Consider the following 16,264-nt stretch of genomic DNA (forward strand, 5'->3'; position numbering starts at 1 on the left):
ATCAGGCGAGGCGCCGGATGCGGCGCCGTTTCATGGTGGGATCAAAGGCCGGCAGTTCGCCGCCGACGGTCCAGTCCAGCCGTTCGACGGCCACGCCCAGGCCGCGCAGCACGCCTTCCAGGTGCAGGCGCAAGGCGGCCAGGCCGGCCGCATCCTGCGCCGCATGCAGCTGCAAGGTGGCCCCGCCCTGCTGCACCAGCCGGTAGTCGCAATCGGGCGGCAGGGCTTGCGCAAATGCGCGCGTCAGCACATCGGCAAATACAGATACGCTTTTGCCATCATCGGATGGCAGCACCAGCATATCGTCGCAGCGTCCTTCGATGCCGTCGATGGCGCGCGTGACGCGCCCGCACGGGCACGGCGTGGCGCGCGCCAGCAGGATATCGTCGAGCCGGTAGCGCACGATGGGCTGGGTGATGCGGGTAAAGTCGGTAATCACGGGCACGAAGCGGCGCTGTTCGTCGTCGAGCCACTGCGGCTCGATATGCACGTATTCCTCGTTCAGGTGCAGCACGCCGTGCTCGCAAGTGCTGGCGAGAAAACCCTCGGTAGCCTGGTAGATTTCATGCACGGCGCCGAATGCCTGCACGATCAGCGCGCGGTCCTGCGCTTCCAGCACTTCGGCCACGGAAATGACTTTTTTCGGCGCCAGCGCCAATCGCCCTTCGATCACGCCCAGTGCCAGCTGGCGCAGCACCTGGGCCGGCGCCACGATCACGGAGGGACGGTAGGCGACCAGTTCCGCGCACAGCGCATCGAACGGCTGGAACAGGTCGTAGAAGGCAAACGTCAGCCACGGCGAGCGCACGGCCGTGTACAGATTGCTGTTCGCGCGCAGGAACAGCGCCACCCTTTCGCCCGAGAATAACCCCTCGGGCAGCGCCTTGGCCAGCATCACGCCGGCCCACTGCGCTTTTTCGCGGGGGCTGACGGTAAATACGGCGCGCTGCGACGAGGTACCCGACGACAGCCCCACCGTGATCTCGCCCACGGCCGGCGTAAAGTCGCGGCTGCGCTCGGCCGCCATGGCCGCCTCCATCGCTGGCGCCAGTTCGATGCCTGCCGTGTTCATGGCGTCGAAGTGTGCCAGCATCAGCGCCTTGTTCATGCTTGGCCATTGCGCCAGCGGCAGATCGCGGAACGGCGCGAAGTACGGGCTGCGCGCACACAGTGTGTCGATAAAGCTGGCCAGCTGGCGCTGCTGGTACGCGTCCAGCTGCACGCGGCTGGCAAAGCGCAGGCGGCGCGTGCGCCAGTACGACAGCAGCAGCCAGGCAATGCGCTTCAAGGCCGGCCCGCCACAGGTGCGTAGTCATCGGTGTCTTCATGCGTAATGCGGATCTGCGCATTGCCGCCCCGGTGCAGCTGGTGCAGGCGGTTCAGCGTCTCGTAATACGGCGCGCGCTTGTGCTGGATAATGAACGACAGCTCGGACGGCCCGCGCAGCTGCTGGAAGCTTTCCGGCACCCAGGCCGCGTCCGACGCCAGCAGGGTCCAGCCGCTGTCCTGCAGGACAAACGCGCCCAGGTGGCCGATGGCGTGGCCGGGCAGTTCGACGATATAGATTTCGCCGGTGCCGCTGACGTCGCGCCCCCTGGCAAACGGCAGCAAGGCGGCAGGCAAGTCGGTTTCCGGCAGGCTTTCCACGAAACACAAACGATCTGAGATATCGGCCGGCAGCAGCTCCGGCACGAAAGCCTGGCGCACGGCGGCGATGCCGGTCAGGCCGCGCACCGCATCCCAGCCCGTTTTCGAGGCCATCAGCCGCGCCTGCGGAAAGTCGCGCATGCCGGCGATATGATCGGCGTGGAAGTGCGACAGCAGCAGGGTATGAATATCGCCGGGCGAGACGCCATGCGCGCGCAGCTGGCCCTGCAGCGACTCGTGCGCGTCGAATACCACCGGCGTGACCCACGCATACATGCGGTACACGCCTTTGGAGGTGGCAGTACGAAAATGGTCGGCATAGCCGGTATCCCACAGGTACAGGCCCGCGCGCGTCTCGATCAGGTAGGCGCGCGACGGGAAACAGCGGCTGGCAAAGCCGCTGCCCTTCAACACCATGCAGGACGGGTGGGTGCAGTGGCCGACGCGAAAGGCGGTAATGCTAGCCATTGCGCTCCTTTGCCACCTGGTGCGCGGCCGCTTCCTGGCGCAGCCACCGGGCCGTGCGATTGACGCCCTCCTGCAGGCTGACGATGGGCCGGTAGCCGAGCACCTTGCGCGCCTTGGCGTTATCGAGCGTCATGTCGAAGCTCAGTGCGCCAATGCTGTAGGGGGTGAGCGCCGGTTCGCGCCGCGTAAAGCGCGAGGCGAACTGCATCAGGCGCGCCACCACCGCCAGCACGCGGTACGACACGCTGACGATCTCGAATGGCTGCTGCAGCTGGTCGCGGAACAGGCTGCGCAAAATGTCGCACAGGCGCGCCGGTTCGCAGTTGGTGATATTGAAGGCCGTGCCCGAGGCCAGCATTTTATGCAGGGTGGCCAGCCACATCGCATGCACCACATTGTCGACATAGGTGATGTCGATGGTGGCCGCGCCGCCGTTGGGCAGCGGCAGCTTGCCGTGGCGCTCGCGCAGCACGCGCGCCAGGCGCGGGATCAGCACCTGGTCGTGCGGACCGAAGATGGCGCGCGGGCGCAGGATCACGCACAGCATCTGGCGGTGCTTGTCGGCCGCTTCCTGCACCAGCTTTTCCGCCATCGCCTTGGTGCGCGCATAGGCGTTGACATAGGCGTCGGGCCGGAAGGTTTCCGGCACTTCGTAGCGGTTGCGATAGTCGAAATACATGGCCGGGGTGGAGATATGCACGAAGCGCGTCACGTGCGCGGCAGCGGCGGCGCGCAGCAGCTGGCCGGTGGCGGTGACATTGGCGGCGATAAAGTCGCGCTCCGCGCCCCACGGCGAGGACAGCGCGGCGCAGTGCCAGACGCAGTCCATGCCGCGCACCAGCTGATCCATCTGCTGCGCCGAAGCCTGCGCCAGGTCGAGCGGCACGAACTGGGCGCCCATGCGCTCGAGTTCGCGACCGGCGGCCAGGTTGCGGCCGGTGGCGCGCACCTCCACGCCCTGCGCCAGCAGGAAGCCGACGGCATTGCGCCCCAGGCCGCCCGTTGCCCCCGTGACCAGTATCCGCTTCATCGCGTTGTCCTCATGGGTCGAAACTCACAGATCCAGAATCATGCCGCCGATGGTCAGCCCGGCGGCCGTGCCCATCATCAGCAGGCGCTGGCCCGGCTTCGCTTTGCCGGAGCGCACCGCTTCGTGCAGCGCGGTCGGCAGCGAAGCCGCCACCTGGTTGCCGTGGGTCTCGAAGATCTTGATGATTTTATCATCGGGCACATCGAGCACGCGCGCCGCATGGGCCAGGCCCAGCGGGCTGGCCTGGTGCGGCACCACGACGTCGATGCGCTCCAGGCCCGCACCCGATTCCGCCATCAGCTGGTCGAGAAACGCCGGCATCACTTTCAGGGCCAGGCGGAACACGGCCTTGCCATCCATATGGAACAGATAGTCTTCGGGCGCGCTGCCATTGCGCGGATTGCGCTCGGTACCGCCGCCGCGAATTTCGCAGTAGCGCCGCCCTTCGGGATAAGTGCCCATCTTGTAGGCGACGATGCCGGCCGTGCCGTCGCCGCGCTCGACGATGACGGCGGCGGCGCCGTCGCCGAAGATCATCGACGATTCCGGCTCGCTCCAGTCGACCCCGCGCGAGGCCAGGTCCGACGAGACGATGGCGATGCGCCGGTAGCCGCCGTCGGCCAGCAGCGAGGCCGCCACGCGCAGCGCCGCCATGAAACTGAGGCAGCTGGCATTGATGTCGAACGCGGGCGTGCCCGGCGGCAGGCCCGCATGTTCGGCGATAAAGCAGGCGGTGTTCGGCAAGGCCTGTTCGGGCACGCCGCAGGCGCCGATCAGGAGGTCGATATCGGCCGGCTGCAGGTTTGCATGCGCGAGCGCGTCGAGCAGGGCCGCCGCGCCCAGCTGGCTTTGCGACTCGTCGGGCGCGGCCACGAAGCGCGACACCACCCCGCTTTTTTGCAGCGTGTAGCCGGGCGGGTGGCCCAGCTTGCGATCGAGGCTGTCGGACGTCACGCTATGCGACGGCACGGCCTTGCCCGTCGCGATCAGGCGTACTGGAATCATAAAAGCCTTTGTTGTCATGTTGGGCCAGCGTCGTTCATGGCGTCGGCAGGGAGTCGCCGCAATGCTTGCAGTAGTTGGCGTCGTCGTCGATATCGCGCTCGCCGCAGCCTGGGCAGCGGCGCCCGGCCTGCTGGCGGCCACCGCGCTGCACCGTCATTTCCGCGCTGATGATGCCGGTCGGGACGGCCAGGATGCCCCAGCCGAGCAGCATCATCAGCGAGGCGATGGTGCGTCCGATATCGGTCTTCGGCGTGATATCGCCAAAGCCCACCGTGGTCATGGTGCTGATGGCCCAGTAAATCGAGGTGGGGATGCTGCTGAAACCGTTTTGCGGCCCTTCCACCACGTACATCACGGTGCCCAGCAAAAACACGATCATCATCACGACCGACAGGAAAATCAGGATCTTGCGCCGGCTGGCCAGCAGCGCCCGGCCCAGCATCGTGTATTCATGCACATACGACGTCAGTTTCAGGATGCGGAACATGCGCAGCAGGCGCAAAATGCGCACATCGATCAGCACATGGGCGCCCGGCAGCAGCAGGCCGACATAGGTCGGCACGATGGCCAGCAGGTCGATGATGCCAAAGAAACTGCGCGCGTAGCGCACGGGATGCTGCAGGCACGACAGCCTGGCCAGGTATTCGGCGGTAAACAGGAACGTGAAAAACCATTCCAGTCCCAGCAACAGTGCGCCATGGCGGGCCGCCACCGAGGCGACGCTGCTCAGCACCACCACCGTCACGCTGATCAGGATGGCGACGATCAATACCAGGTCGAACGCGCGCCCGGCCCGCGTTTCCGACTCGAAGATCACGTTGTACATGTGCGCTCGCCAGCCCGCCTCGGGCTTGCCGTATCGTTGTTGCGCTTCCTGCGCGGAACGCTGCTGTGGCGTCAGGGGTGCGGCTTTCATGCTGTTCGTGTGTCCATGTTGCTGGTGATTGTAGCGATAATTTGACAACTATGGCGACACGCTAAGACAGCTGCTTCGACAGCAGCACGGCGTTGCGCCGGTCGCGTTCGGCCTGCACGATATCGAAGGCGCGCGCCTCCGTCAGGCCCGCCGTATGCAGCACGGTGGCCGCCAGCTGCAGCGCCGCTTCCAGCGCCTCGGGCACCACCAGCGTGGCGCCGGCATGCACCAGCGCCACGGCATGGGCTTCGTCGCGGGCGCGCGCATACACGGGCAGGTGCGGATACTCGCGCCGGATCGAGCGCACGGCGTGCAGCACCGAGGCCGGATGGTCCATCGTCAGCACCACGGCACAGGCACGGTCGGCATGCAGTTTCTGCAGCAGTTCGGCGCGCGAGGCGTCGCCGAAATACACGGGAAAGCCGCGCGGATGCAGGGTGGTCACCAGGCGCGCATCGTTTTCGACCGCCACATAGCTGATGTCCTGTTCCGTCAGCACCTTGGCCAGCAGCTGGCCCACGCGGCCGAAGCCGGCGATGATGACGGTGCCGGCCGGCGGCGCGGCGCCAGTGGCCAGGTCGGCCAGCTGATGGTGATGGCGCCGGTCCCACCAGCTGCCAAAACCACGCGCGGCCCTGGCCAGCGCCGGCGTGGCAAACAGGCTCAGGCCCACCACCAGCATCACGAACTGCGCCACTTCCGGCGCGATCAGCTTCTTGCCCAGCGCATAGGCGGCCACGATAAAGGCGAACTCGCCGCCCTGCCCCAGCAGCACGCCCGACTCCACCGCGCGGCCCCAGTGAAAGCCGCCGAAGCGGAAAATCACGCCGGTGACCAGCGTCTTGACGGCAAACAGCGACAGCACCGCCAGCGGGATCCAGACGGGCGACCGGATGATTTCGCGCACATCGATCTGCATGCCGACCGACATGAAAAACAGGCCCATCAGCAAGCCCTTGAACGGCTCGATCGTCACTTCCACTTCGTGGCGAAATTCCGTCTCCGCCAGCAGCAGCCCGGCCAGCAAGGCGCCCAGCGCCATCGACAGGCCAGCCAGGTAAGTCAGTCCGGCGATGCCCAGGGTGCTGAGCAGGGTCAATGCCATGAACACATCGGGCTGGTGCTTCTTGACGAAGAACTGGAACAGCGGACGGATCACGCGGCGGCCCAGCAGATAGATCAGCAAAATGGCGCCGGCCGATTTGACGGCGGCAAAGCTGAGCAGGTAGGCCAGCTCTTCGCTATGGCCGCTGGCAAACACGTCGATCAAAATGAACAACGGCACTACCATCAGATCCTGGAACATCAATATGGAAAACCCGGCCTGGCCAGCAGGCGTTTGCAGCGTGCGCTGGTCGGTCAGCAACTGCATCACCACGGCGGTGGACGACAGCGACAGCACCAGGCCCAGCACGATGGCCGCTTCCAGCGACAGGCCAAAGTAATACGCCACCGCGCCGATCAGGCAGGCGCTCACGCCCACCTGCCCCACGCCAGCGCCAAACACCCAGCGCCGCAGCGCCCACAGCCGCTCGGTCGACAGCTCCAGCCCGATCATGAACATCAAGAACATCACGCCCAGCTCGGCCAGGCCGCTGACCTGTTCGGCGCGGACAAACGAAAAATACGTCAGCCAGGTGACCTCGCCAGCCCACAGGCCGAAGCCATACGGGCCGAACAGCGCGCCGACGGCCAGAAAGCCCAGCACCTGGTTGACGCGCAGGCGCTGCAAGAGCGGAATGAAGATACCGGCCAGGGCAAGAAACAGCAGGGTTTCTCGCAAATACGGTAAGGCGTGCTGCTCTTCCAAGATGGTTCCATGTCTAGCCAGGCATTCATGCCGAATTGGCAATTATCTCATGCACAGGACCCCTTGAGTAGAAAGGCACGACGTATTTTTGCCGCAAGGCAACTAAAAGGCTATTTCGATAGCCCCAGCATGTCTGCACGGGGACGGTCCCAGCCCGGCACATAATCCGGACACGGCCGGCCGCTGAACTGCTGCAGCTGGACGGTGGTGAAATTGTCCTGCAGGTCCGGGTTGAAGCGCACGTCGGTCAGCTTGCCATCGCCGATTTTCGGCATGCGTGCAAAGCGCAGCCAGGCGTCGACATAGCAGTTGCTCGATTGCAGCGCACGCAGGGCGTCCAGGCTGCCCGAGGCCTGCGCCGTAACCAGGATGCCGGGCGCCAGCCGGCCGCCGCCATCGCCGGACTCGGCCAGGCCGGCCGGACACGCGGCTGGCGCCAAACTGGCCGGCAACAGGCTCAGCATGCCGCGTCGCAGGGTATAGGCGTCCGTCTTGCTGTCGAGCGAGACATAAATCCAGCACAGCGGATGGCTGGGGAATGCCGTCATCGACACGTCCCACACGCGCGTGCCGGGGTCGATTTTCTGCAGCGCCGCCTCGATGCGGGCGCGCCCCAGGTTCGACGCCGTACCCTGCACGCCGATAAAGGTGGCGGCCAGCGCAAAGCCCAGCAGCAAGGCATGGCGTCCGTATGGCCCTGCGCGCTGTTGCAGCACGGCCAGGCCCACGCCCAGCGCCAGCAACACGCCCAGCGCCACCGGCGACAGATACTGTTTATAGGTGAAGTAGCACAGGGCCGCCGCCAGCCCGGCCAGCAGCACGCTTTTGAGCAGCCTGGTGCGCAGCGCCATTATCACGGGCACGCCCAGCAGCACCCAGAACATGGGTTCGACAATAAAGACCATGTCGCCGAACAGCCAGCGGTTGTCGAACGGATAGAACGGATGCCGGCCGTAGGAATTCAAAAAATCCATGCCCATGTGCAGGCAGAAGCCCAGCAGCAGGCAGGCGGCCAGGCCGATGCGCGCCGGCTGGCTGCCCCCCAGCAGGCGGCGCGCGCCGGGCCACAGCAGCCACAGCAGGGCCAGCAACAGCAGCGCCTGCGGTATCGCCAGCAGCAAGGTGTGCGTATGGCCGCGATGGTGCAGCATATAGCCGAACGGGCGCGGCAGCAGCCGCGTCAGGAACAGGTCGAGGTCGGGCGCATTGCTGGCAAACCAGGCCGTAAACAGGAACAGGGCGCGCCGCGTGCGCTGGGGAGCTTCCTGCGGCTCGGGCGGCAGGCTGCGGTGCAGCAGCTCGCCCACGCCAAGGCCGATCACCGAATGTGTAATATTATCCATTCGGAAATTTTACAGGACAGCCCGGCAATACCGCGCGCTTTTCGCTACAGCCGCTCCAGGTTTTCGCCGCGCATGCCCACCAGCAAGGCACGCCCATCCGGCATCACGCGGAACTCGCCAAAGCGGGCTTTTTCCCAGCGCTCGGCCTCGCCTTCCCTGAAGAACCAGGCGTCCGTGACCAGCACCCAGCGGCCGTCTTTCGGCGTCAGCTCCATGCGCAAGGCGCCGGGCGCCAGCGGCTTGCCATCGTCGCGCCCCTGCACCGTGGCCACGCCGCGCGCGTCGCGCAGCAGCACCACATGGGGCCGCGCCGTGCGGCGGTCCAGGCTGTCGAGATCCTCGAAAGCCGTGAAGCCGAGAAAGTTCAGGCGCATGAAGTCGCCCTGCATCAGCGAGCGCGGGTCGGCCGGCGCCAGCGGAATGAAGACAGGTTCACCTTTGGCGATCAGTTGCTCCTTCTGCCAGATGGCGCCATTGGCCACCACCAGCACCAGCAGCAGTCCCGCCAGCAGGCCGGCCCTGGCCGCGCGTGGATGGCTGGCCAGCGCACCGGCGGGCTGGTCGGCCAGCTTCAGCAAGGCGCCGCGCGTGGCCAGCCACGACAGCACGCCCAGCACCAGGCCGGCGGCGGCCAGCACCAGCGCCTTGGTCGCCAAGGGCCAGGCCAGCAGATAATAAAAGCTGCCGATTACCCAAGCCGCCGCCACGCCGGCCGCCACCGCCACGCGCAGGCGCGCGCTGGTGACGCAGAACGCCAGCACCAGCAGCACGGGACCGAGCGCGGGCAGAAACCAGGCCAGCGCCGCCAGCACCAGCGCCACGCCGGCGGCCGGCAGCTGGCGCAGGGACGGCCAGCGGCGCTGCATCCAGAAGGCGGCCGCGACGACCATCGCCACCGACAGCACCGGCAGCCATTGCGCATACCAGCTGCCGCCATGGCGGGTGGCCAGTTCGTTGGCGAGGTCGCTCATCAGGCCGTCACCGACGGTGGCGCTCATCATGAAAGTCTTGCCGGACCAGCTGATCAGGCCCAGCAGGATGGCCAGCACCCAGCCGGTCGAGACCGATTCGATATACGCCGCCACTGGCGCGCCGCGGCCATCGCCATACACATTTTTTTGCAGCCAGTGCGCGCCGAGCCAGATGCCCAGCGCCAGCATCCAGGCCAGGTACAGGGTGGCCGAATCGTTGCCGTACGACCAGCTGTAGTGCGAGCCGACGCTGCCCAGCGCCAGCAGGCCGCAGGCCACCACGCCCAGCAACACGCGCAGCCAGTCGCGCGGCAGGATGGCGGCCAAGGCCAGGCTGACGGCGCTGAGCGCCAGCGCGGCCAGCTGGTCGTCCATGTCGCGAAACAGCGCGTAGCCGAGCAGGCCGCCGCCGACCAGCACGCAGGGCACGCCCAGCTGCTCGACAAACAGCGATACGCCGCGCGGCCGGATCAGCAGTACGGCCACGCCCAGGGCGAGGATCGCCACGATATACGTGCCGCCGCCTTTTTCCAGGAAACTGCCCAGCATGAAACCGAGCGCCAGCACCAGCGGCAGCGCCGCCAGCCAGGCGCCCAAAGCGCTCATCAGGACAATCGGCCAAGGCCGCACATCCTGCTCGGGCCGTGTGACCTTGGCAGGGATCACGCCGGCAGCGGCGGCGTCCTGGATCAGCGCGTCCAGCGCATCGGCTTTTGCAATCATTATGGTGCCTCCCGGCGCGTACGCCACAAGATGCCCTGCACCGTCAGCGCCAGCAAAATGGCGGCGGACAGGCCCAGCAGCAGCATGGCGCCGACCGCATCGTTGCCATTGTCAAACAGGCGTGACGCCAGGCCACACACCAGCAGGATATCGATGCCGAGCGCCACCGCGGACAGGCCGAACACATCAAACACCTGGCGCGTCAGCAGCAGGCCGGCGGCCAGCACCAGCACACCCAGGGCGGCCCAGTACGGCGACGCGATATCGCTGCCGAACAGCGCGCTCAGGCCCGAGCCGGCAATCATGATCACGGCCAGCACCAGGCCCAGGCGCAGCGGCCACGGTCCGGTGCCCGTCCAGCGCGCCAGCAGCGGCGACACCAGTGCGCAGGCGGCCAGCAGCGCCACCCAGCCCGTCAGCAGGATATCGATATCGTCGGCGCGTATCAGCCAGCTGTGGCGGGCATGGGCCTGCATCCACAAGGTGATGCCGGTGGCCAGCACCAGCATCCATGGCGTCCACAGCACATCGCTGCGCGCGACCAGGCACAGCGGCAGCGCCAGCACGGCCCAGACGGCAAACAGCTGCCACGGATCGGCGCCGGTCTGGTAGGTTTGGCCAAAATACGCAAACAGGCCGCCGATGGCCAGCATGGCGATCAGCAGCAGCGGCGCGCGCGCGGCGGAAAAGACCAACGCGCCCAGGCAGGCGAGGACGAACACGGCCTGGATCAGCGCGAAACGGCCGGTGCGGCCCAGGTCTTCCCAGTTGGCGGCGACCCAGAAAATCAGGCCCATTCCCAGCAGCGCTGCCGCCAGCACGGCCACGCCGCGCGGCAGCCAGTATGCGAGGCTGCGCGGCTCGCGCTGAAAGCCGGCCAGGTCCTGCAATTGCCGGGTTTGCGCGGCGTCCAGCTGATTGCTGGCGGCGAGTTGATACACGGCGAGGCGTAGATCCATCGTCTGCTTTCGAAGTGACAGGAAGGTAATACAGGACGGGCTTAGCGGTCGACCACCACGCCGCGCCAGAAGGCGACATGGCCGGCGATCTGCCGCGCTTCTTCCTTGGGCTGCGGGTAATACCAGGCGGCGTTTTCGTTGACCTTGCCATCGACCACCAGGTCGTAATAGCTGGCGATGCCCTTCCAGGGACAGGTCGTCTGGTGGCCGCTGGCGCGCAGGTATTCGGGCGCTACGGCAGAGAGAGGGAAATACACATTGTTTTCAACGATCTGTACCTGATCGCTGATCGCTTGCGCAATAACGGCGCCATTCCAGGTTGCTGTAGGCATTCGGCTATCCTCCTGTGAAAGGGGAGTGTAGCTTAATTATCAAGGAATGGCGCGCGCCATTGGTGCACAGGAGAAACTTAGCCTTGCGCGATGATCTGGCGCAAAGCCTGCTCGAACACTTCCGGTGGCTGGCCACCCGAAATCAGGTGGCGCTCGTTGATGATAATGGCCGGCACCGAACTGATGCCGTTCTGCTGGTAGAACTGCTCGCGCGCGCGCACCTCGTCGGCAAACTGGCCAGACGACAGCACCTCGGCGGCCGTATCGGCATCGAGGCCGGCGTCGGCCACCGCTTTCAACAGCACCTCGTGCGAGGACGGGTCCTGGCCCTGCGTGAAATACGCGTCGAACAGCGCCATTTTCAGTTCGCGCTGGCGTCCCGCCAGTTCGGCCCAGTGCAGCAGGCGATGCGCGTCAAAGGTGTTGTAGATGCGGCCGCGCTTGTCCATCGAGAAGGTAAAGCCCAGCGCTTCGCCACGCGCGCGGATCGCTTCGCGCGATTGCGCCATCTGTTCCGGGGTGGAACCGTATTTTTCGGCGATATGTTCGCCGATGTCCTGGCCTTCGGGCGCCATGTTGGCGTTCAGCTCGAACGGCTGGAAGTGAATGTCGGCGGCGACCGTGTCCTGCAGTTTGTCGAGCGCCTGCTCCAGCGATTTCAGGCCGATCACGCACCAGGGGCAGGAAACGTCGGAAACGAAATCGATACGGACGGGAGTGGGGGTAGCGGGAGTGGAGACGGAAGTGGTCATGAGGCAGCCTTTGCGCGAGTCGGTGGCGGCCGCACCGCGCGGCGCCGCAAGCAAAGCATATGCGTGCGGGCCGGCCAATATCAAGGCATTACTTTTTCTTTGCGGCCGCCTTGGCCGCCTCCTTTTTAGCGCCGATCTTGCTTTCCTTGCCCGACAGCAAATTGGCGATATTCTGGCTGTGGCGATACGCCAGCAGCACGCTCATCACCACCACCGACAGCAAAATCGCATCGACGCCGAACAGCAGGCCGTAGTAGAACGGTGCGAACAGGGCCGCCACCAGCGCCGCCAGCGACGAATAGCGGAACGCGTAGGCGATGATCAGCCAGGTGGCCAGCGTGGCCAGGCCCAGCCACGGGTTGATGCCGAGCAGCACGCCCAGCGCCGTGGCCACGCCCTTGCCGCCGATAAAGCGGAAGAACACGGGCCACAGGTGGCCGAGGAACACGGCGATGGCGACCAGCGCCACGGCGGTCTCGTCCACGCCCAGGTCGAACGCAAAGTGCTGGGCCAGGAACACCGCCAGCCAGCCCTTGGCGCCGTCGCCCAGCAGGGTCATGATGGCGGCGCCCTTGTTGCCGCTGCGCAGCACGTTGGTGGCGCCCGGATTTTTCGAGCCATAGGTCCGCGGATCGGCAATGCCGTACACCTTGCTCATCACCACGGCAAACGAGATCGAGCCGAGCAAGTAAGCGGCCACTGTCATTGCCAAGGTTGTGACTACTGGATTCATTTCTTCCCTTAATTATGTTTATGCTACCGGCGTCAAGGCCGGCGCAGCAGAATATACACCAGCGCCCGTGGCAAAGACAGGGCGCTGGCGCATTTCCTTAATCCTGCAAGGCGCAGTGCACGGGCCTGGCGTTGAGCACATCAAGCAGCACCTGTGGCGCCAGCGCCACGAGAAAGCCGCGCCGCCCGCCATTGATATAGATGCGCGGCAAGGCCAGAATGCTTTCCTCGACATACACCGGCATCGCCTTTTTGGTGCCGAACGGCGAGGTGCCGCCGATCATGTAGCCGGAATGGCGCTGCGCCACCTCGGGCTTGCACGGCTCGACCGACTTGCAGCCGATGGCGCGCGCCAGGTTCTTGGTCGACACCTTGCAGTCGCCATGCATCAGCACGATCAGCGGCTTGGCCGCCTCGTCCTGCATCACCAGCGTCTTGATGACCTCGTGTTCGGGCACGCCCAGTTCGCGCGCCGAGACGCTGGTGCCGCCGTGTTCTTCGTACGGATACGGCTTTTCTTCGAAGGCAACCTGGTGCTTGCGCAGCAGCTGCGTCGCCTGCGTTTCTGAAATATGCTCTTTTTTAGCCATGCGTGATACGCTGATCGTTCAGTGAGGAGTGCTAATTATGCAGGAAGAAATACGCTTTGCCACCTTCAATGTCTGTAATCTTGCCCCGCCGGGGGCCAAACTGTATGACAACCTGGAGCCATTAAGCCCGGAACAATACGATGCCAAGGCGGATTGGACGGCGCGCCAGATCGATCTGCTGGGTGCCGACGTGATCGGTTTCCAAGAAGTATTTTCGCAGGCGGCGCTGCGCGACGTGCTGTCGCGCACGCGCCATTACCGCGAGGCGGTGCAGGCCGGCTACGATGCGCCCGACGGCCCGGAACGGCTGTTGCCCACCGTGGCGCTGGTGTCGCGCCTGCCGCTGGCCGGCCCCAGCATGGCGTATGCCGACTTTCCGGCCGGCGTGGCGATGCCGGCCGACGGCGATGCCCACGACGCCACCCTGTCGCGCTTTGCGCGGCCGCCGCTGCATGCGCAGGTGATTCTGCCGGGCGGCCAGGTCACCGATGTGCTGGTGGTGCACCTGAAATCGCGCCGGCCCGACTACCGCCATGGCGATGGCGGCGACGCGCGCAGCTATGCGCTGGCCAACCTGCGCTCGCTGCAGCGGCGCGGCGCCGAAGCGGTGGCGCTGCGCGTGCTGGTCAGCGACCTGGGCCGCAGCGGCCGCCCCTGCATCGTGCTGGGCGACTTCAACGATATCGCCAGCGCCGTCACCACCTCGATCGTGATGGGCGCCGGCGCCCCGTGCGCGCCAGGGGTTGACCTGCCGGAAATGCGTGAGCGCCTGTACGACTGCAACGCGATCCAGCTGCGCCAGGATTACCTGCGCCACGTGGGCTACACGAACGTGCACGACAGTACCTACATGACGATCGACCATATCCTTGTTTCCGAGCACTTCCACCCCGCCTCGCCGCGCGCGATTGGCGCGGTGCAGGACGTGCTGTATGTGAACGACCACTTGCTGCAGGCGCTGCCGCAGGCGTCCGATCATGGGCAGGTGGTGGCGCGCATCAAGCTGCTGGGTAATATCCGCTAGGCCAGCAAGGCCGCCAGCGCGCTGCCCTCGACCTGCGCGCTGGCCAGGCGGCCCTGGTACTGGTCGCAGCCCTGCGCCTGCAGGTAGCTCAGCTGCTGCGCCGTTTCCACGCCTTCGGCAATCACCCTGACCTGCAGCTGGCGGCCCATGGCGATGATGGTGGCGGCCACCGAGGTGTCGTCGCCCTGCAGGAACGAGGGGTCGATCTTGAGTTTGTCGACCGGATACTGGCGCAGGGTGGCCAGGCGCGAGTAGCCGGTGCCGAAGTCGTCGATGCTGACGCTGACACCCAGCGCGCGCAGTTGCGCCAGCATGCCGGCCAGGTGCGCGCCGCCCTTCATCAGAATGGTTTCCGTCACTTCCAGCTCCAGGCAAGCGGGTGGCAAGCCCGATGCCTGCAGCGCGTCCTGCACGCTGTGCAGCAGGCTGTTCTGCATGCATTGCGCGGCGGACAGGTTGACCGACACCGACAGCAACTGGCCGGCGTCGTGCCAGGCGCGGGCGCGCCGGCAGGCCTGGCGCAGCACCCAGTTGCCGATCTGCATCATCAGGCCGCACTCTTCGGCGACAGCCATGAAGCGCTCGGGCAACAGCCGGCCCAGCTGCGGGTGGCGCCAGCGCAGCAGCGCTTCGCAGGCGATTACCGCGCCGCTGGCGATGTCGATCACGGGCTGGAATTCCAGCATGAACTGATCCTGGCCCAGCGCGGCGCGCAAGTCGCTTTCCAGGCGCGAGCGTTCCAGTATCTGCGCATTCATGTCGGCGTTAAAAAACTGGAAGTTGTCGCGGCCCCGGCTCTTGGCGTGGTACATGGCGATATCGGCGTTATGTATCAGGTTGTCGATGGTGTCGCCATCGCCGGGAAACACGGCCACGCCGATCGAGGCCGAGACATGCAGCTCGTATTCGCCCAGCTGGTAGACCTGGGTGACGGCCTGCAGCACGCTGGCCGCCACGTGGGCCGCCTGGTCGGCGCCGCCCACCTCGGCCAGCAGGATGACGAATTCGTCGCCGCCATGGCGGCTGACCGTATCGACGCCGCGCACGCAGCGCACCAGGCGCCGCGCCACTTCCTTGAGCAGCAGGTCGCCCACATGGTGGCCCATGCTGTCGTTGATATGCTTGAAATGGTCGAGGTCGAGGTACAGCACGGCCAGCATGTGCAGCTTGCGCCGCGCCGCCGCCAGCGCCAGCGACAGCCGGTCCAGCAGCAGCACGCGGTTCGGCAGGTCGGTCAGGAAATCGTGCTCGGCCAGGTGGCGCGTCTGCTCCTCGCTTTTCTTGCGCTCGCTGATATCCATCAGGATGGCCAGGTAGTTGCCGCTCTGGCCCAGGTAGTCGCGGATGGCGGTCAGCGACAGCCAGGCCGGATACGGTGCCCCCGCCTTGCGCGGCGCCTGGATCTCGCCCTGCCAGTGGCCGTCGCGCTGCACCGCGTCCCATGCCTGCTCCGGCACGGTTTGCAGGCCGAAGGGCCGGCCGCGCAGGTCTTCCAGGCGAAAACCGCTGCTCTCGCTGTAGGCCGGATTCATGCTGATCACGTTTTGCTGCTGGTCCATGACGACGATGGCTTCGCGCGCATGCTCGACCACCTGCGCCGCCAAGTGCAGCGAACGCTCGGCCAGCTTGCGCGCGGAAATATCGCGCACCACGGCATAAAACACATAGCTGTGATCGAGCGTGACGGAGGTCAGCAGCACCTCGCCCCAGAACAAGTCGCCCAGGCAGGTCAGGTAGCGCCATTCGTAGCGCCGGTTGCCGTCCTGGTGTGCCTGCGCCGCCATCTGCGTATCGAGCACGGCCGACAACTCGCCGTCCGGCTGGCGCAGCGGTGAAAAGTCGCTCAGGCGGCGCCCCAGCAGGCGCTGCCGGTCTTCGCACTGGAACAGGGCCACGGCGGCCGGGTTGGCTTCGGCGATATGCTCGTCGCGCAGCAGCAAAATGGCGTCGGCCGATTTGTCA

15 protein-coding genes are annotated in these 16,264 nt (G+C 66.0%); 1 reads left to right on the forward strand and 14 read right to left on the reverse strand.

The window, feature by feature from the left end; all coding sequences use genetic code 11:
* Nucleotide 1 precedes the first annotated feature (1 nt).
* The 13 genes from RTQ46_RS22430 to ybaK all read right to left on the reverse strand — a co-directional run bounded on the left by RTQ46_RS22430 (nucleotide 2) and on the right by ybaK (nucleotide 13,278).
* Nucleotides 2-1,288, reverse strand: a complete 1,287-nt coding sequence (locus RTQ46_RS22430; protein WP_312439802.1) for a F390 synthetase-related protein — start codon at nucleotides 1,286-1,288, stop codon at nucleotides 2-4.
* Nucleotides 1,285-2,115 carry an MBL fold metallo-hydrolase gene (locus RTQ46_RS22435; RefSeq protein ID WP_312439803.1) on the reverse strand — a complete coding sequence of 277 codons (831 nt, stop codon included), beginning with the start codon at nucleotides 2,113-2,115 and terminating at the stop codon, nucleotides 1,285-1,287. The genes RTQ46_RS22430 and RTQ46_RS22435 overlap by 4 nt, the downstream gene beginning before the upstream one ends.
* Nucleotides 2,108-3,145: an NAD(P)-dependent oxidoreductase gene (locus tag RTQ46_RS22440; protein ID WP_312439804.1), complete on the reverse strand. Its 1,038-nt coding sequence runs from the start codon at nucleotides 3,143-3,145 to the stop codon at nucleotides 2,108-2,110. The genes RTQ46_RS22435 and RTQ46_RS22440 overlap by 8 nt, the downstream gene beginning before the upstream one ends.
* A 24-nt stretch (nucleotides 3,146-3,169) precedes the next feature.
* The gene (locus RTQ46_RS22445) at nucleotides 3,170-4,150 is read right to left on the reverse strand and encodes a 3-oxoacyl-[acyl-carrier-protein] synthase III C-terminal domain-containing protein (protein ID WP_312439805.1); all 981 of its coding nucleotides are present in this window, start codon (nucleotides 4,148-4,150) and stop codon (nucleotides 3,170-3,172) included.
* Nucleotides 4,151-4,184: 34 nt separating this feature from the next.
* Nucleotides 4,185-5,066, reverse strand: coding sequence for an ion transporter (locus tag RTQ46_RS22450; RefSeq protein WP_312439806.1), 882 nt, complete (start codon nucleotides 5,064-5,066; stop codon nucleotides 4,185-4,187).
* Between the two features lie 61 nt (nucleotides 5,067-5,127).
* Nucleotides 5,128-6,876: a cation:proton antiporter gene (locus RTQ46_RS22455; RefSeq protein WP_312439807.1), complete on the reverse strand. Its 1,749-nt coding sequence runs from the start codon at nucleotides 6,874-6,876 to the stop codon at nucleotides 5,128-5,130.
* A gap of 110 nt (nucleotides 6,877-6,986) precedes the next feature.
* Nucleotides 6,987-8,219 (reverse strand): metal-dependent hydrolase, encoded by a 1,233-nt coding sequence (locus RTQ46_RS22460; protein WP_312439808.1) that lies wholly within the window; start codon nucleotides 8,217-8,219, stop codon nucleotides 6,987-6,989.
* Nucleotides 8,220-8,263: 44 nt separating this feature from the next.
* A complete protein-coding gene (locus RTQ46_RS22465; protein WP_312439809.1) occupies nucleotides 8,264-9,913 on the reverse strand; it encodes a GDYXXLXY domain-containing protein in 1,650 nt (549 codons plus the stop codon).
* Entirely contained in the window at nucleotides 9,913-10,872 is a 960-nt protein-coding gene (locus RTQ46_RS22470; protein WP_312439810.1) for a DUF2157 domain-containing protein, read from the reverse strand. Before RTQ46_RS22470 ends, RTQ46_RS22465 begins: the two co-directional genes overlap by 1 nt.
* A gap of 41 nt (nucleotides 10,873-10,913) precedes the next feature.
* Nucleotides 10,914-11,204, reverse strand: coding sequence for a DUF427 domain-containing protein (locus RTQ46_RS22475; RefSeq protein ID WP_312439811.1), 291 nt, complete (start codon nucleotides 11,202-11,204; stop codon nucleotides 10,914-10,916).
* Between the two features lie 77 nt (nucleotides 11,205-11,281).
* Nucleotides 11,282-11,956 (reverse strand): DsbA family oxidoreductase, encoded by a 675-nt coding sequence (locus RTQ46_RS22480; protein ID WP_312439812.1) that lies wholly within the window; start codon nucleotides 11,954-11,956, stop codon nucleotides 11,282-11,284.
* 88 nt (nucleotides 11,957-12,044) lie between these two features.
* A complete protein-coding gene (plsY, locus tag RTQ46_RS22485; RefSeq protein ID WP_312439813.1) occupies nucleotides 12,045-12,689 on the reverse strand; it encodes a glycerol-3-phosphate 1-O-acyltransferase PlsY in 645 nt (214 codons plus the stop codon).
* Nucleotides 12,690-12,786: 97 nt separating this feature from the next.
* Nucleotides 12,787-13,278, reverse strand: coding sequence for a Cys-tRNA(Pro) deacylase (gene ybaK / locus RTQ46_RS22490; protein WP_312439814.1), 492 nt, complete (start codon nucleotides 13,276-13,278; stop codon nucleotides 12,787-12,789).
* 37 nt (nucleotides 13,279-13,315) lie between these two features.
* On the opposite strand from ybaK, the gene RTQ46_RS22495 reads away from it, so the two are divergent.
* Nucleotides 13,316-14,302 carry an endonuclease/exonuclease/phosphatase family protein gene (locus tag RTQ46_RS22495; protein ID WP_312439815.1) on the forward strand — a complete coding sequence of 329 codons (987 nt, stop codon included), beginning with the start codon at nucleotides 13,316-13,318 and terminating at the stop codon, nucleotides 14,300-14,302.
* On the opposite strand, the gene RTQ46_RS22500 is transcribed toward RTQ46_RS22495, so the two are convergent.
* A partial coding sequence (locus RTQ46_RS22500; RefSeq protein ID WP_312439816.1) for an EAL domain-containing protein occupies nucleotides 14,299-16,264 on the reverse strand: 1,966 nt, incomplete at its 5' end. The two genes, RTQ46_RS22495 and RTQ46_RS22500, sit on opposite strands and share 4 nt — an antisense overlap.

This window comes from Janthinobacterium sp. (assembly GCF_031995485.1).
Taxonomy (GTDB): Bacteria; Pseudomonadota; Gammaproteobacteria; order Burkholderiales; family Burkholderiaceae_D; genus Janthinobacterium.

Coding starts and splice junctions, on each gene's coding strand:
- RTQ46_RS22435 (WP_312439803.1), bottom strand. CDS start 2,115: ATGGCTAGCATTACCGCCTTTCGCGTCGGCCACTGCACCCACCCGTCC.
- RTQ46_RS22440 (WP_312439804.1), bottom strand. CDS start 3,145: ATGAAGCGGATACTGGTCACGGGGGCAACGGGCGGCCTGGGGCGCAAT.
- RTQ46_RS22445 (WP_312439805.1), bottom strand. CDS start 4,150: ATGATTCCAGTACGCCTGATCGCGACGGGCAAGGCCGTGCCGTCGCAT.
- RTQ46_RS22450 (WP_312439806.1), bottom strand. CDS start 5,066: ATGAAAGCCGCACCCCTGACGCCACAGCAGCGTTCCGCGCAGGAAGCG.
- RTQ46_RS22460 (WP_312439808.1), bottom strand. CDS start 8,219: ATGGATAATATTACACATTCGGTGATCGGCCTTGGCGTGGGCGAGCTG.
- RTQ46_RS22465 (WP_312439809.1), bottom strand. CDS start 9,913: ATGATTGCAAAAGCCGATGCGCTGGACGCGCTGATCCAGGACGCCGCC.
- RTQ46_RS22470 (WP_312439810.1), bottom strand. CDS start 10,872: ATGGATCTACGCCTCGCCGTGTATCAACTCGCCGCCAGCAATCAGCTG.
- RTQ46_RS22475 (WP_312439811.1), bottom strand. CDS start 11,204: ATGCCTACAGCAACCTGGAATGGCGCCGTTATTGCGCAAGCGATCAGC.
- RTQ46_RS22480 (WP_312439812.1), bottom strand. CDS start 11,956: ATGACCACTTCCGTCTCCACTCCCGCTACCCCCACTCCCGTCCGTATC.
- plsY (WP_312439813.1), bottom strand. CDS start 12,689: ATGAATCCAGTAGTCACAACCTTGGCAATGACAGTGGCCGCTTACTTG.
- ybaK (WP_312439814.1), bottom strand. CDS start 13,278: ATGGCTAAAAAAGAGCATATTTCAGAAACGCAGGCGACGCAGCTGCTG.
- RTQ46_RS22495 (WP_312439815.1), top strand. CDS start 13,316: ATGCAGGAAGAAATACGCTTTGCCACCTTCAATGTCTGTAATCTTGCC.